Source organism: Ruegeria sp. BHSB056, from assembly GCF_059613305.1.
This window is the reverse complement of record NZ_JBXWSG010000016.1, coordinates 1-20,574: the sequence shown is the minus strand read 5'-3', so window position 1 is coordinate 20,574 and position 20,574 is coordinate 1. Positions and strand designations below refer to the sequence as shown.

Here is a 20,574-nt window from a genome sequence, read left to right as displayed (position 1 = left end):
TCACGTATAGATGCAGTCGCGGAGTGTGATCAAACCACGCTGCAACTCTGTTTTTGGGGCTACCAATGCAACCCGGATAAAGCCTTCGCCCGGGTTATTTCCCGGATCACCTTGTGAAAGATATGCGCCCGGAAGAACCCGAACCCCGGTTTCCTTCCAAACCTTCAATGCCGCGTCCTCGCCATTCTCGACCGGTAACCACAAAAAGAACCCGGCCTCGGGCGACATGTAGCCCTGCACGCCCGCAAACACCTTATCCGCTATGGCGTATTTCTCCTGATAGAGCGCGCGGTTTTGCTCGACATGTGTCTCATCCGCCCAGACACGGGCCGCAGCAGCCTGCAAAGGCAAAGGCAGTGGGGATCCGGCATAGGTGCGCAGTTTTTTCACCTGGCTGATGGACTTTGGTCCACCGGCAATCAGGCCCGAGCGCAAACCAGCTAGGTTCGAGCGTTTTGACAGGGAGTTAAACAGCGTGATCCGTTCGGGATCAGCCCCTAGTTCCTGCGCGACAGTCAGAACCCCCGTCGGGGCTTGGTCACGGTAAATCTCGGAATAGCATTCGTCGGCGAAGATGCGGAAATCATAAGCCTCGGCCAGACGGATCAGGTCAGCCCAGTAGTCGCGCGATGCAACCGCGCCCTGCGGGTTGGCCGGGGAACAAATATAAGCCACCGCTGTTTGGTTCAGCACATCTTCGGGCAGGCCGGAATAATCCGGCAGATGACCAGTCGCGGCAGTTGCAGGGACAAAATAGGGTTGCGTACCCACCGAAATCGACGCGACCATGTAGACCTGATAAAACGGGTTCGGGCACAGGATGATCGGTTGTTTGCCGTTCTTCTGTTCCGGGCACAGCGCCATGGCCGCATTATACAGCCCCTCACGTGTGCCGTTCAGCGCCATGACGTTGACGTCAGGGTCCATTTCGACCCCGTAACGCCGCTTGATCCAGCCCGTGATTGCGCCGCGCAGGTCTTCCGAGCCTTCGTTCGGCGGATAGCCCTGAAACCCGGCAGCATTTTCCATGATGACATCCGTCACCCAAGCCGGAAAATCATGCGTGGGCGCGCCAATCGTCATATGAACGACGTCACCGCCCGGTTGATGGTGATCCAACAGGGCGCGCAAACGCGGGAATGCATATTCCGGTAGGTTCGAAAACCGCTCGGGAAAATCCATGTTACTGCCTCAATATCGGGGTCGTTTGCGCCCCGTTTTTTTGGCAGATTACAGTCCGCATACCTCTTCGTCCAGACAAAGAGGTTCCGAATCAGTGGATTGTGGCATTCAGGCCAATGCCGATTCTGCCGCTGACCCCAACCGCAACAGGGCCTCTTCCGAGTTCGGATACCCCATCATCATCAGCCCGCAACTGGGCGTTCCGGTGGGCAGAGTCAGCGCTGCAAGCCCCATCAGGTTGCCGATCCGCGTATTGCGAAGGGCCAGCAGGTTTTCTGTCACGTAATAGTCGTGATCGGTCATCAACCGGTCCAGATTGGGCGGCAAAATCGGTGCTGTAGGTGCCAGAACCGCATCGAACCCGGCAGTTGCCGCATCCCAGGCACTGCGGCACGCCTTGAGCTTGGCCCAGGCCGCGACATAATCGGGGCCGGAATAGCCCTTACCAATGCGAAACCGTTCCAGGATTTCGGGATACATTGCCCCTGGGTTGGCCTCGATCACATCGCGCCACAACCCATAGGCCTCGGTCGTGTAGACGACGCTGGACAGGGGCATCGCCTCGTTCAGCTCGGGCACGTCCAAGGGAACAATCTCAGCGCCTGCATCTGCAAGTTTCTCGATGGCCTCGTCATAAGCTTTTCGCGGTGCATCGCGCAGGTCGTCCTTGGCAATGTTCTGCAAATCGGCAAAGCGACGGTCTTTCAGCGAAGCACCCCTCAGGTCCGCAGGTGCCCCGCCTTCCATTAGGGCCAGCATATGTGCTGCATCTTCAACAGATCGCGCCAGTGGCCCGACAGTGTCAAACCGCAGGCAGAGCGGCACCACACCTTCAAGGCTCAGCCGCCCGGCCGTGGTTTTCAATCCCACCAGATCATTCCATGCCGCTGGAATTCGCACCGAACCGCCGGTATCGGAACCGATCCCGCAGGCCGCCAGCCCCCAGGCAACCGACGCGCCCGCGCCAGATGAAGACCCACCCGGCACCGCCGTTTCATCATGGATACAAGGGGGCGTTTCGGTGATCGGGTTCAATCCAAGGCCGGAAAAGGCCAGCTCGCTCATATGCGTCTTACCCAGACAGACCGTTCCCATCTGGGTTGCGTTGCGTACCACAAGCGCATCCGCATCCGGCACACGGTCTTTCAAAAGCGCCGACCCGGCCTCGGTCGCGGTGCCGGCAGTGTCGAACAGGTCTTTCCAGCTGATCGGAACCCCATCCAGCAACGATCGCCGCAATCCCATTTTCGCACGTTGCTGCGCGGCTTCGGCCTCGGCGCGGGCGCGATCATGGGTGACGCGGGCATAGATACGGTCGCGGTGCGGATGGGCGTCTATTGCGGACAGGTAGGTTTCCGTCAATTCAACCGGATCGATCTGGCCCATCCCAATGCCACGGCCCAAATCACACGCCGTCATGGTCAACCAATCCTGCATCCCGCCCCTCCTGCTTTTTGGCTTGAAAGAACGGTAGCGACAGGACTGCACATGGACAATCCCGAAAGGGCGCGCATATTGCAGGGCATGACACAGGCATCTGACATTCTGATCGTGGGCGGCGGGTTGAACGGCCCGGCTTTGGCATTGGCTCTGGCACAAACCGGACATTCGGTCACAGTGATTGATGCGCTGGAAGAGAAGATCCGCAAGAATGCGGCGTTCGACGGGCGAGCCTATGCGCTGGCCTTGGCGTCACAGCGCTTGCTGGCTGCCATCGGTGTCTGGGACCGCGTTGCGGAACACGCCCAACCGATGCTGGAGATCAAGGTCACAGACGGCCACGCCGGTACAGGCCCGTCACCGTTTTTCATGCATTTCGACCATGCCGAAATTGAAGAAGGCCCGATGGGGTATATGGTCGAAGACCGTCACCTGCGCCGCGCCTTTCTGGATGCAATGGCCGAAGAGCCCCGCATCACTCAGCTGAGTGGCAAGACTGTTGTGTCGCAACAAGCCGACACCACTGGAGTGACCGTGACGCTGGACGATGGTTCGACGGTGAACAGCAGACTGCTGATCGGGTGCGACGGTCGCCGCAGCGGCACTGCGGACCGCGCGGGTATCAAGCGCACCGGTTGGGATTATGGCCAGACCGCACTTGTCTGCGCCATTGAACACGAGCTGCCGCATCACGGCATAGCCCATCAGTTCTTTATGCCACCGGGCCCCTTGGCGATTCTGCCGCTGACCGGCAATCGCAGTTCCATTGTATGGAGCGAACGCACCGAGGCCGCGCACCAGATCAACGCCCTGCCCGAGGATGAGTATCTGCAAGTGCTACGCCCGCGGTTTGGCGATTTCCTCGGTGACATCCACCTGGCTGGTGATCGTTTCACCTATCCTTTGAACCTGACCATCGCCAATTCCTTTATCGCTGATCGTCTGGCACTGGTCGGGGATGCTGCCCACGGGATGCACCCGATTGCCGGTCAGGGCCTGAACGCCGGTTTGCGTGACGTCGGCGCGTTGGCAGAGGTTCTGACCTTGGCAGGACGGCGCGGCGAAGACATCGGATCGCTTATGGTGCTGGAACGCTATCAGGAATGGCGCAGGTTCGACACCGCTGCTCTCGCGATGGCAACGGATGTCTTCAACAAGCTGTTCTCGAACGACAACCCGTTGCTGCGCATTGGGCGAGACGTTGGTATGGGAATTGTCGGCGCACTGCCGGGGCTGCGGCGCGGTTTCGTGCGCGAAGCCGCCGGTTTGACCGGAGATTTGCCCAAGCTGCTGCAAGGGCAACCAATTTAGTCCAGCTGGCGTGCCTCGTCGACCAACATGACCGGAATGCCGTTGCGGATGGGAAAAGCCAGACCAGCAGCCTGTGACACAAGCTCCTGCCTTTCGGCGTCATAGCGCAGGGTCGTTTGCGTCTGCGGGCAGACCAGAGCTTCGAGCATACGGCGATCAAAGGCGTGTTCAGGGTCAGTCATTGCAGTTTTTCCTCATTCGATCCGCCTCGCATTGCGAATTCTATCAATGTCATCAGCGTCTCGCGCCGTGTGCGCAGGCAAGGGGCCTCTAACAAGGCCTGTTTATCTTCCGGATCGAAGTCCAACAACATGGACAGCGAGTTCACCAGTAATTCATCCTCGGCATCTTTCAGCGAATCCCAATCGGTGGACAATTGCCGGGACGAAAAGAAGCGTTCCAGCAAAGCCAGGAACTTGGTGCGATTGAACCTGTCGTCGTTTTCGGCCTTGCCCAGATCCCTGTCAAAGCCGTCCCACGAGACTTCGCATCGCCGATATGGCGTGAAAGCGTCCAGCTCTGATACCACACGGAACCGGGACACGCCGGTCAGCGTGATCAGATAACGGCCATCTTCCGTTTCGGAAAACTGGGTCACGCGCCCGACGCATCCGATGCGGTGCAGTTTGTTCTCATCATGGGCCGAAGGATTTGGCTGGACCATCGCAATCAGCCGTTCCTTGGTCTTGAGCGCATCGTCCAGCATCTGCAAATAGCGCGGCTCGAAGATGTGAAGCGGCAAGCGCGAGCGGGGCAACAACAGCGCCCCGGGCAAGGGGAAAACGGATACGGTGTCCGGCAGATCAGCGGGATGCATCATGTCCCAATTCTAGCTCTGATCAGCAATTAGGCAAATATCATCGAGCTGAGTTTGCGGCGACCATTCAGAACGATCGGGTCATTGGCCTTGAGCGCGTCAAAGATCGTGAAAAGCTGGGTCTTGGCGGCCCCGTCATCCCACTCACGATCCCGGCGGAACAATTCCAGCAATTGCGCCACGGCTTCTTCCACTTCGCCGTTCGCGTGCAATGCCTGCGCCAGATCAAACCGGGCCTGATGATTATTGGGATCAGCATCAACGGCAGCTGTCAGATCCGCCACCGGACCCGCATCAGCCGCTTGCTTGGCCAGCTGCAATTGCGCATGCGCAGCCTCGACCTCGGCCGAGTTGGATATTTCGGCCGGTGCACCGTTCAGGATCGCCTCGGCATGCTCCAGATCGCCAATGGCGATATGTGCCCGCACCAGCCCGCCATATGCTGCCGCGTGGTTCGGGTCTTCGCCAAGAATGGCGGCAAAAGTCTGCGCAGCATCTGCCGCTGCGCCGTCGCTCAGCATTTCTTCGGCGGCTATTACGGCGTCATCCAACTGGCCGCCCGGGCTTTCCCCACCTGACGCCTCGATCACGCGGTCCACGAAAGCCTTGATCTCGGACCCCGGCAGCGCGCCCTGAAAACCGTCCACAGGTTGCCCTTTAAAAAACGCATAGACCGTTGGAATCGACTGGATGCGCATTTGCGAGGCGATCATCTGTGCCTCGTCCACGTTGATCTTGACCATCTTCACCGCGCCTTTGGCGGCGGTAACAGCGTCTTCCAGCATCGGGCCCAGCGTCTTGCACGGGCCGCACCAGGGTGCCCAGAAGTCAACAATAACAGGCGTTTCCTGCGAGGCTTCGATCACATCGACCATGAAAGTGGCCTCGGTCCCGTCCTTGATCAGATCGGTGGCTGGGGCGGTTGCGCCGTTCAGGATGTCCATGGCAATCACTCTTTCGTTCGAACTTGCGCCCTATATGCAATCGCTTGTCGCAGAAACCAAGGGCAGAGTTTCAGTTCAAATGTCGAAAGTCGCAAAGACCGGCGCATGATCGCTGGGCTTTTCCCACCCACGCGCATCCCGCAGAATGCGACTGGAATGGCCCGCATTCGAAATATCGGGCGTGGCCCAGACATGATCCAGCCGCCGCCCCTTGTCTGCCGCATCCCAGTCGCGGGCCCGGTAGGACCACCAGCTGAAAAGCTGCCCTTCGGGAATATCCTGCCGGGTGATATCGACCCAACCACCTGCGTCCTGGGTCTCGGCCAAATGTTCCACTTCAATCGGAGTGTGCGAGACGATCTTGAGCAATTGTTTGTGCGACCAGACGTCATCTTCGCGCGGGGCAATGTTCAGATCGCCGACGAGGATGGATTTTTCCGGCTTTTCCGCGTGGAACCAATCGCGCATGTCCGTCAGATAGTCGAGCTTTTGGCCAAATTTCTCATTCACTTCACGATCCGGCACATCACCGCCAGCGGGGACATAGAAGTTGTGGATCGTCACACCATTCTCCAACCGACCAGCTATGTGGCGCGCGTGACCGAGATCTGCGAAATCCTTGTCGCCCACCTCTTCTATTGGCAGGCGGGACAGGATCGCGACGCCATTATATCCTTTCTGGCCACGGGCAATCATGTGGGTATAGCCCAGTGCCGAGAACCCTTCGGTCGGGATCTTTTCAACCGGAGACTTGCATTCTTGCAAACACAGAATATCCGGCGCCTCTTCTTCCAACAGTTTCAGCACGATAGGTTCGCGCAGTCGGACCGAGTTGATGTTCCAGGTGGCAAGTGTGAAGGGCATGGCGAGGATTCCTCTGTCGCGATTTGGCGAAGGTTAACGCGGTGGGGGATGGGGTACCATCAGAAAAGAAAATCTAGGACGGGTGGCTTTCATTTTGGGGGGCATCATCGCAAATCTCGTACCAGTCCGGTTTCTCCGAAACAAATTCGTGAAACTGAACTTTCTGCTCTAACCCAGTATCCAGTGCATTTGCTGCGATTGGAAAACTGTCTGCTTCTGAAATGATTTCGCCCAAAGATGTCCCACAACTCCCGCAGAAACACCTGCCGTATTTGTAGGGCGGATCAGGCCGGTGCAGCGTTACATTTTCCCTTCCCCGAACCCACACCAAGTCTTCTTTGTTGACAAATACGACTGTGCTGGCCCCGGCTTTTCTGCATCTTGAGCAATGGCAGGTTCCCATCACGGATGGTTGAGACTTCAGGTTAAACTTCACCGCCCCGCACAAACAGCTTCCTTCGATCATCACGCGCTCCTCCAACCCTTCGCAAGAAATAGAACATTACAGGAACAAAATGGGTTTCGCAACGCCTGTGACGGTATAGGCGGCGCATGATCTCGCCCTTCAGAAAAGAAAAAAGCCGGGCCATTCGGCCCGGCAGTCCAACAGGGAGGTGCATGTCATAACCCGGACATGCGCGGGTTGGGAGTAACCTAATTATGAGTACAGGGTATCACTTTGATCCAAGTCAATCCACACCCAGTTAAGACACCAGCCTATATCCACCGGATTCTGTGACCAAAAGGCGCGCATTTGACGGATCGGGCTCAATCTTCTGTCGCAGGCGGTAGATGTGGGTTTCCAGCGTATGCGTTGTAACACCTGCATTATATCCCCAAACTTCGTGAAGCAGCACGTCCCGCGCCACCACGCCGTCGGTCGAGCGGTACAGGAATTTGAGGATGTTGGTTTCCTTCTCGGTCAGGCGGATTTTTCTGTCCTCTTCCGTGATCAGCATCTTCATCGCCGGTTTGAACGTATAGGGGCCAAGTACAAATACTGCGTCCTCGGATTGTTCGTGCTGGCGAAGCTGCGCACGGATACGTGCCAGAAGCACCGGGAATTTGAATGGTTTCGAAACATAGTCATTCGCGCCGGCATCCAGGCCCAGGATCGTATCGGCATCGCTGTCATGACCGGTCAGCATCAGGATCGGGCTTTTGACACCCTGTTTACGCATGAGGCGGCACAGTTCGCGCCCGTCGGTATCAGGCAGACCTACATCAAGAATGACCAGGTCATAGATCGCTTCGCGCGCGCGCTCCATGGCAGAGTGACCGTCTGACGCCTCGAACACGTCAAAGTCTTCGGTCATGACAAGTTGCTCGCTGAGCGCCTCGCGCAGATCCTCGTCATCGTCCACCAGCAGGATTTTCTTGAGTTGAGCCATTTCCCGGTCCTCCAAACGCTTTTCCATCACTTGCGTGTGGAATATGCAATCAACAAGATTTGCTGCAACCGTTTCACGCCTTCGTGTCAGAGTTCGCGGAATTGTTTCACATTTCCTTTCGAAAGAGCTAGGAGAAAGATTGAGCGTTATAGGGTAACATTGATGAGTCTCATCCCCGATATCACGGAACTTCTCGCCCGGGCCCGGGCCGATCTGCGCATGGGCGTTCCCGTTGCGCTGACTGATGACAGCGGCTTCAGCGTGCTTGCGGTTTCTGCCGAAACGCTCAGCCCGCAGCGTTTGGCCGACCTGAAAAAACTAGGGAATCCGGTGGTGGCCATAACTGGGCGACGCGCTGAAACCCTGAAAGCGCGGGTATACGACGGGGATCTGGCACGGGTATCGATCCCGGCGGATGCAGATATCGCATGGGTGCAGGCGGTTGCCGATCCTTCCGACGATCTGAACGCGCCCATGAAGGGCCCGTTGATGACCGAGCGTCACGGCAATGCCAATCTGCACCGTATCGCAATTGCATTGGCCAAATCCGCGCGCATCCTTCCCGCTGTGGTCGTGGTACCTGTCGAGGACGGCAAGGCATTTGCGGCGTCCCACGGTCTGACATGCATTGATCACACGCGCGCCACGCCTCATCTGGCGGATCGCAGCACTTTGCACGAAGTCGTCGCGGCCCGCCTTCCGATGGAGGTGTCCGAAGCCGGTCGGTTACACGTGTTCCGCCCGGAAGACGGCGGTGAAGAACACTACGCCGTCGAGATCGGACGTCCGGACCGCGATAAGCCTGTGCTGGCCCGATTGCATTCTGCCTGTTTCACCGGCGATCTGATGGGAAGCCTGAAATGTGACTGCGGCCCGCAACTGCGCGGCGCCCTGGAGCAGATGGGGGCAGAAGGTGCAGGCGTTCTTTTGTATCTGAATCAGGAAGGGCGCGGTATAGGTCTGGCCAACAAGATGCGCGCCTATTTCCTTCAGGATCAAGGTTTTGACACCGTTGAGGCGAACCACAGGCTGGGTTTTGAGGACGATGAGCGCGATTTTCGGCTTGGGTCGGACATATTGAAGTCGCTGGGTTTCAACTCAGTCCGCTTGCTGACCAACAACCCGGCCAAGATCGCCATGATGGAGCGAACAGGTATCGCAGTAACCGAGCGTGTCCCTCTGAAAGTTGGCGAAACCTCTCACAACCGGGGATACCTGGCAACCAAGGCCAAGAAGTCAGGCCATCTGCTTTGACCCCAGGCGATCTTGTTCTGACCCCGCGCGGCATCCGGTTTCTTGGCAGGGTGTTCCCCTGTTCCGTGGGCAAAGGCGGGTTGAGCAACGCAAAACACGAAGGCGATGGGGCGACCCCCACCGGATATCATCGAATCGTTGGGATGCTATACCGGGCAGACCGATTGGCCGCCCCCAGCAAATGGGCCTGTGCCATTGGCCCACGAGACTTGTGGTCTGACGACGTGTCTGAAAGCAGATACAACCACATGGTCAGCGCACCCTATGCATTCAGCCACGAAAGGCTGCACCGCGCCGACCCATTATATGATCTGATTTTGTTGACCGACTGGAACTGGCCAGACGCCGTTCCGGGCAGAGGGTCAGCGATATTTCTGCACCAATGGCGCAGACCCGGCTATCCAACAGAAGGCTGCGTTGCATTTCGTCGGGACCATCTACACTGGATATCACAGCGCATTGCCCCCGGAACACGGTTGATTATTCCCGAGGTTTAATTCGTTCGCCAAAGATAGCTGAGCCAACGCGCACATGTGTCGCGCCAAGGGCGATGGCCTGTTCGAAATCGTCACTCATCCCCATAGACAATCCGTCAAGCCCGTTGCGCGCTGCGATTTTTGCCAACAGCGCAAAGTGCAGAGCAGGCTCTTCATCGACCGGAGGAATGCACATCAATCCACGCACGGGCAGATCCAATGACCGGCACTCGGCTATGAAACCATCCGCGCCCGCAGGAAGGATACCGGCCTTTTGGTCTTCCTCACCGGTGTTGACCTGAATGAACAGATCCGGACAGGTTCCCATTTCCTGTGCCAAACGTGCCAGTGTCTTGGCCAGTTTGGGTCGATCTACCGAATGGATCGCATCGCACAGTTCCATTGCGTGACGGGCCTTGTTGGTCTGCAACGGGCCAATGAGGTGCAGATCAATACCCTCGAACTGTTCTTTGAAAGCGGGCCACTTGCTTGCCGCCTCCTGCACGCGATTCTCGCCAAAACATCTGTGCCCCTGCTCAAGAACCTCCTGCACCCTGTCATTCGGCTGCACTTTGGACACGGCAATCAGTTTGACGGAACCTGCCGGTCTGTCCGACTTGGCTTCGGCTTTGGCGATACGTGCGGTGATGTCTTGCAACGACATGGGGCCCTCATCCTGTTTTGGAGCAGGAAAACACCAAGTCGGCGCAAAAGAAAAGGGCGAGTCCGAAGACCCGCCCTTAAACCTTGCGGTTCAGATCAGCTTAGAAGTTGAACTGAGCACCGAAGTCAGCAACCAGCGTCGAGTCTGCGCAGCTGTCACAGTCGTTGACACCGATACCACCGCGCAGCGATGCACCGCCACCCAGGTCGTAGATCGCGCCAAGAGCAACCTGCTGAGTATCAGCAGACGCATTACCGTCACCGTAGGTGAACAGCAGGGTGGTTGCAGCGCCCAGGTTGTAGGCAGCCGACAGACCCCATGCAGTACCGTCTGTCGAAGCAACTTCAGTTGCGTCGTCAGCAACAAACAGTGTACCCGAGAAGTCACCCCATTCGCCACCCAGGGTCAGAACGGTCAGGCTCGGATCGCTTTGACCAGCAACGGTCGAGTCGGTCTGACCGTAAGCCAGAGCGGCAGTGATGTTGTTGAAGGTGTAGGTTGCGCTGATATCCCAGCGGTCTGCACCGTTGATGCCGTCGGTGTCGTAGGACGCGCCGAATGCGAAGTCACCAACAGCGTACTGGAAGAACACAGCGTTCGAACCTGCGCCGGTCGACGAGTAACCCAGGAAGCTGTAGTCAACGCCCGAATACTGACCTGCGAACAGTTCCAGACCTACTTCGTTGCCGTAGTAGTTTGCCAGGTTGTCGAAGGCACCTGCGACGTTACCCGCGTCAACACGCAGACCACCGTAGATGACCGAGAAGCGTGCGCCGTTCAGGCCAGCGGTGTTTGCTTCGCCGTTAGATGCGTTTTCGTCAGCTTGCAGACGAACACGGCCTTCAAAGCGAACGCCACCATCGGTTTCGGTGCTGCCGTCGATGTTCAGACGGAAACGCGATACCAGAATGGTGTCGTCTACGTTAGGTGCAGTCGAACGATCTTCACGGTAGCCAATACCAAAACGGCCATAACCGCTGAAGTTAACTTCAGCTGCTGCAACGCCTGCGGTCGCGATCAGCGCCGTAGTTGCGAAGAGAACTTTTTTCATCTTGTTTCCCTCGGTTTCAAAAGAGTTATCTACTCGACACATGCCTCGGCATATGTCTCAGCACGGACACCGTTTCGCTCTTTTTGCCCCCTTTGCGCAAGCTTGGCATAAAGGCGGGAGCGTCATTGAGGTCAAATTGGTGCAAGGATGCCACAGTCAGTTTTCGCCCTGATGCAGCTGATACACTTACATTTCAGAAGAATGGACTTGTTGCAGCGGGGGTCCTTGGCTAGGAGTATCCCCTGAATACTGTAGAACAAGTGAAACAGGACCTGTTTACAATGCGCCTGCCGACGATTTTGGGAATGATCCTGCTGACCGCCGCTCTTTCGGCATGTGGGCAGAATCGAAACACTTCGACAACGTACTCCCCCAACCTCGCTGGCGGCAATTCGGACGAACAGGAGCTGAATGATCCCGAGCGGACAACAATCTGGGATATTTTCGACCGCAGTACCGCCGAACAGACCACAAACGTAAACCGGTATCTGTGGGCGGCTTCTCTGGATGTGCTGAGTTTCCTGCCTGTGCAAGAGGTTGATCCGTTTACCGGTGTAATCGTAACGGGTTACGGCACACCTCCGGGCGGCGGCCGATCCTACCGGGCAACTGTTCACATCAGCGATCCGGCGCTTGCCGCGCGCTCTTTGTCGGTTGCGCTGCAATCGAGTGGGGGAGCTCCGGTAAGTGCAGCAACTTCCCGCGCAGTCGAGGATGCGATTCTGTCGCGTGCCCGGCAGCTACGCATAGCGGACAACAAGTTCTAGCAACCCGCCGAAAATCACAATATTACCACGCCGGGTTCCTACCCGGCGTTTTCATTCACGAAGGACCGCACAATGTCGCGCTACTCGGCCACCGAAATCGAAGCAAAATGGCAGGAGGCCTGGGACAAGGCCGGGATCTTCACCGCCAACCACAAGGCGGACAAGCCAAAATACTATGTGCTTGAGATGTTTCCTTACCCGTCTGGCAGAATCCATATGGGGCATGTGCGCAACTATACGATGGGTGACGTCATCGCGCGGCACAAGCTGGCAACGGGCCATAACGTGCTGCACCCGATGGGCTGGGACGCATTCGGGATGCCTGCGGAAAATGCCGCGATGGCCATCGGGGGTCATCCGAAGGACTGGACCTACAGCAACATCGCCGACATGCGCGATCAGATGAAGCCACTTGGCCTGTCCATCGACTGGTCACGTGAGTTCGCGACCTGCGACCCGGAGTATTACGGCCAACAACAGGCGCTTTTCCTCGATATGCTGGATGCCGGGCTGGTTTATCGCAAAAACGCTGTGGTGAACTGGGACCCGGTCGATATGACCGTTCTGGCCAACGAGCAGGTTGAAAATGGTCGTGGCTGGCGTTCGGGCGCATTGGTAGAGCGGCGCGAACTGACCCAGTGGTTCTTCAAGATCTCGGACTATTCCGAAGAATTGCTGGACGCGCTGGACACTCTGGACAACTGGCCCGCCAAAGTGCGCCTGATGCAGGAGAACTGGATCGGCAAATCCCGTGGTCTGCAATTCGGCTTTGAACGCACTGACGGCGGCGATCCGATCACCGTCTATACAACCCGCCCTGACACGCTGCTGGGCGCATCTTTCGTTGGCATCTCGCCCGATCACCCGATCGCAAAACAGCTTGAGGCCGAAAACCCCGAAGTGGCTGAATTCGTGGCCGAATGCCGCAAAGGCGGCACCACGGAAGAAGCCATAGAAACCGCAGAAAAGCTGGGTTTTGACACAGGCATCAAGGTCAAGCACCCGCTGGACCCGAGCTGGGAACTGCCGGTCTGGATCGCCAATTTCATCCTGATGGATTACGGCACTGGCGCAATCTTTGCCTGCCCTGCGCATGACCAGCGCGATCTCGACTTCTGCCGCAAGTACGGCCTGCCCGTGGTCGACACATTCTTTGCACTGGATGACGGCACGCCGGTCGACAAAATTGCATTCGTCCCGCCGAAAACCGAGAAGGTTCGCTGGGTGAATCATTTTGCAGGTTTGACCGAGGCGACAGGCGAGGAAGCCATCAACGCCACCGTCGATTTTGCTGAAAAAGCCGGTTGGGGCGAGGGTGTCACAAAATACCGCCTGCGGGACTGGGGCCTCAGCCGCCAGCGCTATTGGGGGTGTCCGATTCCCGTTGTGCATTGCGAAAGCTGCGGTGTGGTACCCGAGAAGAAAGAAAACCTGCCGGTCCGCCTGCCCGACGATGTGACATTCGACAAACCCGGCAACCCGCTGGACCGCCACCCGACCTGGCGCGATTGTTCCTGCCCCTCCTGTGGTGCTCCGGCCAAGCGCGAGACCGACACGATGGACACGTTCGTCGATTCGTCGTGGTATTTCGCCCGTTTCACCGCGCCGCGCGCGAAAACACCCACCGATCTGGCTGAGGCCGAGTATTGGATGAATGTCGACCAGTATATCGGCGGCATTGAACACGCGATTCTGCACCTGCTTTATTCCCGGTTCTTTGCGCGGGCGATGAACCTTACCGGCCACCTGCCAAAAAAGGCTATCGAGCCGTTCGATGCGCTGTTCACGCAAGGCATGGTGACGCATGAGATTTACCAAACGCGCGACGCTAACGGCCGGCCGGTCTATCACCTGCCCGAGGATGTGACCGACGGCAAACTGGCCGATGGTACTGAAGTCGAAATTATCCCTTCGGCCAAGATGTCGAAATCCAAGAAAAACGTGGTCGATCCAGTTAGCATCATTTCAGCCTTTGGCGCCGACACGGCCCGCTGGTTCGTGCTGTCCGATTCGCCACCCGAGCGGGACGTGGAATGGACGGCAGCAGGGGCCGAAGCCGCCTATAAGCATCTGAATCGCGTTTGGAACCTATGCGATAGGATCGGCGCTATGGACGCCGATGTAGCAGGCGAAGGCGATGAGGACCTGTTGCGCGAGATGCACAAAACCATCCGCGACGTGACATTGGGTGTTGAAAGCTTTGGTTTCAACGCCGCCATCGCCAAGCTTTATGCTTTCACCAATACACTGGCAAAATCCAAGGCCGGTGCGGCGGCTCAGAAACAAGCGATCAAAACTCTGGCCCAGTTGATGTCACCGATGACACCACATCTGGCGGAAGATATCTGGGCGCATCAGGGCGGTGAGGGCCTAGTGGCTGTCGCCCCGTGGCCCGTCGCGGATGAGGCGATGCTGGTTGATGACACCGTCACCCTGCCGATCCAGATCAACGGCAAGCGTCGCGCGGAAATCAGCGTTCCGAAAGATATGGACAAAGCCGAGGTTGAAAATATCGCGCTTAGCACCGAAGCTGTCCAAAAGGCGCTGGATGGCAACGCGCCGAAGAAAGTTATCGTTGTTCCGGGCCGGATTGTGAATGTCGTTGTTTGATCGCAGAACATTGCTTGTGATGCCGCTGGTACTGGCTGCCTGCGGCTTTCAACCGGTTTATGCTCCGGGCGGGTCGGGTTCTACCTTGTTCGGTCGGGTGGCGGTATCTGCGCCAAATACCGTCGAAAGCTATCTCCTGGTTCAGAACCTTGAACAGCAACTGGGCCGCAGCGCGGGCTCTGTCAGCGATTACACTCTGGATGTTCAGGTCTCGACCGAAATCCGCGGCGCGGCCATAACCACGACGAACGAGACAACGCGGTACACGATTGATGGACGGGCGCAATACGCTTTGAAATCCAACGAAACCGGGCAAGTCGCGGCGTCCGGCACCGTAACCGATTTTGTGGGCTATTCTGCTTCGGGCTCTACCGTGTCGACGCTGGCTGACGAACGCGATGCGAAAGAACGCCTGATGGTGATCCTGTCCGGGCATATCGTGAACCGCCTGTATTCAACACCGGGCTTGTCCAAATGAAGTTGAGCCCGCGCGAGGCTGACGGGTATTTCGCCAAGCCGGATGCGGACAAGATCGGGCTGCTGATCTATGGTGCGGATGCCATGCGGGTGGCGCTTAAGCGGCAACAGGTTCTGGCCGCACTGCTTGGTCCCGGCGCGGAAGAGGAAATGCGCCTGACCCGCCTGCCGGGTGGTGACTTGCGCGGCGATCCGGCGTCGCTGCTGGACGCGGTCAAGGCGGTTGGGTTTTTCCCCGGCCCGCGCGCGGTGTTTGTGGAAGACGCCACCGAAACCGCCTCGCCTGCGATTCTGACTGCGCTTGAAGAATGGACCCCCGGCGACGCTCAGATCATCGTGACGGCTGGTCAGCTGAAACCAAATTCGAAAATCCGCAAAGCGTTCGAGGGGCATCCCGCAGCCTATGCAATAGGTATTTATGACGACCCGCCATCGCGCGCAGAGGTCGAACGGGTTCTGACTGAGGCGCATCTGAAAAACATCCCCCGCGATGTCATGTCTGCCATCAGCGAACTAGCCAACAGTCTCAGCCCCGGTGACTTCACCCAAACCGTTGAAAAACTGTCGCTTTACAAGCGCGGTGACAACTCTGAGCTGACAATGGAAGACCTCGAAGCCTGCGCCCCGCGTTCGACCGAGGCGGCGCTTGACGACGTGCTGAACGTGGTTGCCGAAGGCCGCGCCGGTGAGATCGGGCCGCTGATCCGGCGGTTGCAGGCACAAGGCACCAACGGGGTAACTCTGTGCATTGGGGCGACCCGGCATTTCCGCACACTTTATGCCTGCGCCTCGGATCCGGGTGGTGCTGCGCAGGGTATCGGTAAGTTGCGCCCGCCGGTTTACGGCAAACGCCGTGACCGTATTCTGCGTCAGGCACAGGGCTGGGGGGCGCCCAAGTTGCAAACAGCGCTGACCGTTCTGACAGACACCGACCTGTCCCTGCGATCCGCCGGACAAACAGCCCCCTCAATGGCACTGGTTGAGCGCGCTATGATTCGTCTGGCGATGCTTGCGCGGTCGCGCTGAGTTATCTGCGCTGATCCAGCCAATCGGCAGCAGCCCGACCGGCCCAGCGACCCGTGGCAAGACAGGCCGTCAATAGATACCCCCCGGTTGGCGCTTCCCAGTCCATCATCTCACCCGCGCAGAACACGCCCGGCATGGACCTCAGCATCAGCCCGTCATCCAACGCGGATCGTTTCACGCCGCCTGCCGTCGATATAGCCTCATCCATCGGTCGCAGCCCCGCGTGCAGGATTGGCAGTTTCTTGAGGACCGCCACGTCGCCCGGCAGCGGCAAGTGACTGCGTTTTGCCATCTCGTGAAACACAGCAATCTTCTGCGGTGACAGGTTCAACGACTTTCTCAACCATTGCGAAAACGTGGTTTTCGACTTTTTGGAAGACCATCGCGCCTGCAAGGACTGCTGGTCCAGATCAGGCACCAGATCGACACAAAGTGGCTGCCCTTTGCGCAAGGCAGGGGTGAGAGTGTAAAGCCCCCCTCCCTCCAGCCCGGTTGCCGAGATCGCAGCCTCGCCGCGGCTTTCCAGGCCACCGGCCATCCACCGAACCGATTTCAGCGCTGCCCCGAAATGTGGCTGCATATGAGGGCTCCAGTCCACAGACAGGGCTGAATTCGCAGGTTCAAACGGTGCCAGATCCACGCTCCTGTCGGACAGGATTTGCGCCCAATGACCATCCGACCCAAGGCGGGCCCAGCTTGCCCCGCCCAGCGCCAGTACGGTTACAGCAGCGGTTAGGTTTTGCGGCCCGTCCGGGGTGTCAAATACCAGCGCATCAGCTTCCCAACCTTTCCATCGCCAACGGGTTCTGATCTCAACCCCTGCTGCGTCCAGTCGCGCAAGCCATGCGCGCAACAAGGGCGACGCCTTCATGGCCTCAGGAAAAACCCGCCCGGTAGAGCCCGTGAATAATGTCTGGCCCAATCCACGCGCCCAGTGTTGCACGGCTTGCGCATCAAAGGCGGTGATCATCGGGCGCAACCAGTCCGCCGCATTGTTATACGACCGCATCAGTGTCTCAGGCGGTTCGTCCTTTGTCAGGTTCAGCCCCGATTTACCTGCCATCAGAAATTTGCGCGCAACCGAAGGTTTGGCTTCGGCAACCAGTACGGAATGCCCAGCCTCGGCCAGTTGCTCGGCCGCCATCAACCCTGCGGGGCCTGCTCCGATCACCACTGCCTGCACCATTCGCACCCTCTTGCCTTCGCCATCCATCGGCGCAAGTTTCAAACCATTATGACGAACAACGATCCGATCTGCCCGCTCTGCGACCGCCCAATCCCCAGCGGGGGTGGCAGCCAGCATCATCTGATCCCAAAACTCAAAGGAGGCAAGGGCGGACCTACCGTCCTTCTGCACCAGATTTGCCACAAAGAAGTGCATGCCACCCTGACCGAGGCCGAACTGGCGCGCAGTTACAACACGGTCGCAGCCTTGCGCGCGCATCCCAGGCTTGAGAAATTCCTGATCTGGGTGCGTAAACGCCCACCCGGATTTCGGTCGAAAGTTCCGGGCAAGCGACGCAACAGGTGATCAGCCCGGCAGGATCGGATCGCCAAAGGCGTCTTTCAAAGGTGCGGCCAACCCCTCGACTTCTATTCCCCGGTAATCCGGTACAGGCGCAAACTGCGCGCCCGCAAGATGCTGGAATTCCAATGTCGTATACGGCCGCTTCCACAACCATTCGCGATTCTCGATGGCCCACAAATCGCGGTTTGGAGGGGTTTCGTCGGTAAAGGCGTAAAAATGCAGATCAAAGCCATGTGGGGCCACCTCCTGCATTGACAGCAAGGACATGCCTTGCGCGCGCCAAAACGCGCCCTCACCCGCAATATCACCGGTCCGAAGGGTTATCTGACCGATCCGGGCCTGCGCAAACGGAGCATCTGGATATGCCACCTGCGCCGGTTTGTTACCTTCGAAATCATGTTGCAGCAATTCGATGACAAACCCTTCGGGATCAGCCAGATGGCACATATACCCGATATCCAGAAACTGGCGCGGCGTGCTTACCGCAGTACCCAGCGCGCGCAGATGCGCTGCCGCAAGATCGACATCAGGGACGGTTATTCCGATCTTCCAATATCTTTGGCCTCGGTCATGGGTGTATCCGCCACCACCCGGCAACAGCACAAGGTCTGCATCTTCCGAGTTGTAGCCGACGCGACAACCTGATCCCTGCCGGTCAACCCGCATACCCAGAAAGTCGCGATAGAATACGGCCAGTCTTTCCGGATCAACGACCCGCAACCGAATGGCCGAAATCCTCATGAACACATCCTTGCGATGTCCGCGGCGATAACGGGGTCAGCGTTCACGCTATCTGTCACAAGCTCACGCGCGGTTTGCATCAGGTGATCGGGTTCGACAATCCGATCAACCAGACCGAAGTCATAAGCCTCTTGCGCGGTGATTTTCTGACCTGCCATCAGGATCAACTTGGTTCTGGCCGGACCCACCAATGCCGCCAACCGTTTCGGATCGGAAGGTTGCGGCAGAAACCCTAGCTTCATCACCGGATAGAAGAACTTGGCTGTTGGCACCGCAATGCGAAGGTCACAGGCCAAAGCCATGCCATTGGCCCCGCCAGCCAAAGTTCCGTTCAACGCGGCAATGGTCAGACAGGGCAATGCGGCGATGGCACCGGACAATCTTTCCCAGACGTCAGAGGTGGCCAGACCGGCGCGCGCCTCGTCCAGATCGGCCCCCGCGCTGAACACTTTGCCCGCGCCCGTCAGGATCAGCGCCCGCGCGCTGGTTGCGGCCTCGGCGATCCCGACCAGTTCATTCAGCATCGCTCCGGTCAGGGCGTTTGCCTTTTCGGGATTGTTGATCGTAACGACCCACAGGCCATCCTCTTTCGTCAGGTCAATCATATCAACCCGACCCTTTTTCGGATGTCTTCCAGACGCAGCGAGATTTCCGTTCCCAAATACTCATCCGCGTCCTTGGAACACATCCACAACAAGGCACGCGCTGGCCAGTCTGCGGGAATATGCGCGTCCCAGTCCAGTTGACTGACCGGATTGATGCCGCTTGCCTTGATGGACCGCTGCATATCCGTGGCAACCGTCCCCGGCGACAGCCCCATGGCGCGAATACCGTGTTGGGCTTCTTCCAGATGCAGGCATTCCGTCAACATTTTTGCCCCGGCCTTTGACGCGCAATAATGGCTCCACGCCTCAACCGGGTTGGACGCCGCGCCGGATGAGACGGTCAGAATGCTTCCACCCCCGGCGGCCCGCATTACTGGCAACGCAGCACGCATCCCGTAGAAAACACCTTTGAGGTTGATGTCGATAGCTTTGCTCCAGGCCTCAGGGTCGGCGTTGGAAAGATGAAAGATCGGATCGATCACACCGGCATTGCCAACCAGAACATCCAACCTTCCGAACCGATCCACACATGTGGCCACTGCCTGCTCGACCTGCGCGAAATCGCTGACATCGCAGGCCAGCGCGATGGCCTGATCACCCAGTTCAGCGGCCAAGGCATCAATCTGATCGCGGTTGCGGGCCACCAATGCGACATTGGCGCCGGCTGCGGCAAAAACGCGCCCCGCTTCGGCCCCGATGCCACGGCTGGCCCCGGTGATCAGAACTGTTTTCCCCTGCATTTGCCTCTCCTCACGTATTGTTGTTGATCCCGGCAACAGCCGTAACGCGGAAACGGGGAAATGGTCCAGCCCTTGCCCCCTTGACGATAGGTGCCACAACCCCGACCATGCGCCGCAAATTGATCAAGAAGGGTTACCTTATGTCCGTTTTCCTCCACCGCAGCTGCGGTGCTGTTCTGGCTTATGCTGTTGCGACCCAGGGCGCGTTCGCCGACCTTACTGCAAATGATGTCTGGTCCGACTGGCAAAGCTATTTCACATCAATGGGCTACACCGTTACAGGCGACGAAAGCATTGCCGGTGACGTCACCACAATTTCGAACATGACACTTTCTTTGACCTTTCCGGAAGAAGACGGGCAGTTCCAGATGGTCATGCCGGAAATGACGCTGACCGAAAATGGTGACGGAACCGTTACCATCGGACTGCCCGAAAGCTTTCCCATGGATGTCACGGGAAAAGCCGATGATGAAGAGTTTGCAGCCAAAGTGATTTATTCGCACAGCCAACTGAACATGGTTGTTTCGGGTACACCCGAAGACATGACCTATGACTACACTGCTGACAAACTGGGCATTTCACTGGATTCGATTGAAGTCGATGGCGAACCGCTGCCGAACGAGGTTTTCAGCATCGCGGTCGAGGCAGGTGATCTGGCCGGTCGGTCGCGGATGCAAATCGGCGAA

General features: G+C 58.0%; 22 protein-coding genes and 1 pseudogene. 9 read left to right on the top strand and 14 right to left on the bottom strand.

Annotated features, from left to right (window positions below; all coding sequences use genetic code 11):
* Positions 1-1,182, bottom strand: a complete 1,182-nt coding sequence (locus AC2FND_RS06255) for an aminotransferase class I/II-fold pyridoxal phosphate-dependent enzyme (protein WP_480506413.1) — start codon at positions 1,180-1,182, stop codon at positions 1-3.
* 108 nt (positions 1,183-1,290) lie between these two features.
* Positions 1,291-2,619: an amidase gene (locus AC2FND_RS06250; protein ID WP_496768596.1), complete on the bottom strand. Its 1,329-nt coding sequence runs from the start codon at positions 2,617-2,619 to the stop codon at positions 1,291-1,293.
* A gap of 51 nt (positions 2,620-2,670) precedes the next feature.
* Between AC2FND_RS06250 and AC2FND_RS06245 the strand changes: the two genes are divergently transcribed.
* Positions 2,671-3,933 (top strand): FAD-dependent monooxygenase, encoded by a 1,263-nt coding sequence (locus AC2FND_RS06245; RefSeq protein WP_496768594.1) that lies wholly within the window; start codon positions 2,671-2,673, stop codon positions 3,931-3,933.
* Here the strand turns inward: AC2FND_RS06245 and AC2FND_RS06240 are convergent.
* From AC2FND_RS06240 to AC2FND_RS06215, 6 genes are all read right to left on the bottom strand, one after another.
* On the bottom strand, positions 3,930-4,115 hold the full coding sequence (locus AC2FND_RS06240) for a Trm112 family protein (protein WP_209504973.1): 186 nt from the start codon (positions 4,113-4,115) through the stop codon (positions 3,930-3,932). The genes AC2FND_RS06245 and AC2FND_RS06240 overlap by 4 nt on opposite strands.
* A complete protein-coding gene (locus AC2FND_RS06235; RefSeq protein WP_480484107.1) occupies positions 4,112-4,753 on the bottom strand; it encodes an LON peptidase substrate-binding domain-containing protein in 642 nt (213 codons plus the stop codon). The genes AC2FND_RS06240 and AC2FND_RS06235 overlap by 4 nt, the downstream gene beginning before the upstream one ends.
* Positions 4,754-4,779: 26 nt before the next feature.
* Complete coding sequence (gene trxA / locus AC2FND_RS06230) at positions 4,780-5,694, bottom strand: thioredoxin (protein ID WP_496768592.1); 915 nt, start codon at positions 5,692-5,694, stop codon at positions 4,780-4,782.
* 75 nt (positions 5,695-5,769) lie between these two features.
* Positions 5,770-6,558, bottom strand: coding sequence for an exodeoxyribonuclease III (locus AC2FND_RS06225; RefSeq protein ID WP_496768590.1), 789 nt, complete (start codon positions 6,556-6,558; stop codon positions 5,770-5,772).
* A 73-nt stretch (positions 6,559-6,631) separates the two neighbouring features.
* A complete protein-coding gene (locus AC2FND_RS06220; protein ID WP_496768589.1) occupies positions 6,632-7,024 on the bottom strand; it encodes a GFA family protein in 393 nt (130 codons plus the stop codon).
* 238 nt (positions 7,025-7,262) lie between these two features.
* Positions 7,263-7,949 (bottom strand): response regulator transcription factor, encoded by a 687-nt coding sequence (locus tag AC2FND_RS06215; RefSeq protein ID WP_171724917.1) that lies wholly within the window; start codon positions 7,947-7,949, stop codon positions 7,263-7,265.
* Positions 7,950-8,111: 162 nt separating this feature from the next.
* Here AC2FND_RS06215 and ribA point away from each other — a divergent pair, with 162 nt between their 5' ends.
* Both ribA and AC2FND_RS06205 read left to right on the top strand, forming a co-directional pair.
* On the top strand, positions 8,112-9,203 hold the full coding sequence (ribA, locus tag AC2FND_RS06210; RefSeq protein WP_496768587.1) for a GTP cyclohydrolase II: 1,092 nt from the start codon (positions 8,112-8,114) through the stop codon (positions 9,201-9,203).
* Positions 9,200-9,700 carry a L,D-transpeptidase family protein gene (locus tag AC2FND_RS06205; RefSeq protein WP_496768586.1) on the top strand — a complete coding sequence of 167 codons (501 nt, stop codon included), beginning with the start codon at positions 9,200-9,202 and terminating at the stop codon, positions 9,698-9,700. Before ribA ends, AC2FND_RS06205 begins: the two co-directional genes overlap by 4 nt.
* Here the strand turns inward: AC2FND_RS06205 and AC2FND_RS06200 are convergent.
* Together AC2FND_RS06200 and AC2FND_RS06195 are read right to left on the bottom strand one after the other, a co-directional pair.
* On the bottom strand, positions 9,684-10,343 hold the full coding sequence (locus AC2FND_RS06200) for a YggS family pyridoxal phosphate-dependent enzyme (RefSeq protein ID WP_496768585.1): 660 nt from the start codon (positions 10,341-10,343) through the stop codon (positions 9,684-9,686). The two genes, AC2FND_RS06205 and AC2FND_RS06200, sit on opposite strands and share 17 nt — an antisense overlap.
* A 100-nt stretch (positions 10,344-10,443) precedes the next feature.
* Complete coding sequence (locus AC2FND_RS06195) at positions 10,444-11,394, bottom strand: porin (protein WP_496768583.1); 951 nt, start codon at positions 11,392-11,394, stop codon at positions 10,444-10,446.
* A gap of 281 nt (positions 11,395-11,675) precedes the next feature.
* Between AC2FND_RS06195 and AC2FND_RS06190 the strand changes: the two genes are divergently transcribed.
* From AC2FND_RS06190 to holA, 4 genes are all read left to right on the top strand, one after another.
* Positions 11,676-12,161, top strand: a complete 486-nt coding sequence (locus AC2FND_RS06190; protein WP_209504982.1) for a DUF3576 domain-containing protein — start codon at positions 11,676-11,678, stop codon at positions 12,159-12,161.
* Positions 12,162-12,233: 72 nt separating this feature from the next.
* Entirely contained in the window at positions 12,234-14,771 is a 2,538-nt protein-coding gene (gene leuS / locus AC2FND_RS06185; RefSeq protein ID WP_496768582.1) for a leucine--tRNA ligase, read from the top strand.
* Positions 14,758-15,249, top strand: a complete 492-nt coding sequence (gene lptE, locus AC2FND_RS06180; protein WP_496768581.1) for an LPS assembly lipoprotein LptE — start codon at positions 14,758-14,760, stop codon at positions 15,247-15,249. The genes leuS and lptE overlap by 14 nt, the downstream gene beginning before the upstream one ends.
* Positions 15,246-16,274, top strand: a complete 1,029-nt coding sequence (gene holA / locus AC2FND_RS06175) for a DNA polymerase III subunit delta (protein WP_496768579.1) — start codon at positions 15,246-15,248, stop codon at positions 16,272-16,274. The genes lptE and holA overlap by 4 nt, the downstream gene beginning before the upstream one ends.
* Position 16,275: 1 nt before the next feature.
* Here the strand turns inward: holA and AC2FND_RS06170 are convergent, their stop codons facing one another.
* On the bottom strand, positions 16,276-17,460 hold the full coding sequence (locus tag AC2FND_RS06170; RefSeq protein ID WP_496768577.1) for a TIGR03862 family flavoprotein: 1,185 nt from the start codon (positions 17,458-17,460) through the stop codon (positions 16,276-16,278).
* Between the two features lie 48 nt (positions 17,461-17,508).
* Here AC2FND_RS06170 and AC2FND_RS06165 point away from each other — a divergent pair, with 48 nt between their 5' ends.
* The gene (locus AC2FND_RS06165; protein WP_496768575.1) at positions 17,509-17,805 is read left to right on the top strand and encodes an HNH endonuclease; all 297 of its coding nucleotides are present in this window, start codon (positions 17,509-17,511) and stop codon (positions 17,803-17,805) included.
* On the opposite strand, the gene AC2FND_RS06160 is transcribed toward AC2FND_RS06165, so the two are convergent.
* Genes AC2FND_RS06160 through AC2FND_RS06150 form a run of 3 tightly spaced genes read right to left on the bottom strand, consistent with a single transcriptional unit; the run spans position 17,806 to position 19,888 of the window.
* On the bottom strand, positions 17,806-18,543 hold the full coding sequence (locus AC2FND_RS06160) for a VOC family protein (RefSeq protein ID WP_496768573.1): 738 nt from the start codon (positions 18,541-18,543) through the stop codon (positions 17,806-17,808). It lies immediately after the preceding gene.
* Positions 18,540-19,148 (bottom strand): enoyl-CoA hydratase/isomerase family protein, encoded by a 609-nt coding sequence (locus tag AC2FND_RS06155; protein WP_496768571.1) that lies wholly within the window; start codon positions 19,146-19,148, stop codon positions 18,540-18,542. The genes AC2FND_RS06160 and AC2FND_RS06155 overlap by 4 nt, the downstream gene beginning before the upstream one ends.
* The gene (locus AC2FND_RS06150; RefSeq protein WP_496768569.1) at positions 19,145-19,888 is read right to left on the bottom strand and encodes an SDR family oxidoreductase; all 744 of its coding nucleotides are present in this window, start codon (positions 19,886-19,888) and stop codon (positions 19,145-19,147) included. The genes AC2FND_RS06155 and AC2FND_RS06150 overlap by 4 nt, the downstream gene beginning before the upstream one ends.
* Positions 19,889-20,028: 140 nt before the next feature.
* Here AC2FND_RS06150 and AC2FND_RS06145 point away from each other — a divergent pair.
* Positions 20,029-20,574 (top strand): annotated as a pseudogene (locus AC2FND_RS06145) (DUF2125 domain-containing protein); the annotation flags it as partial.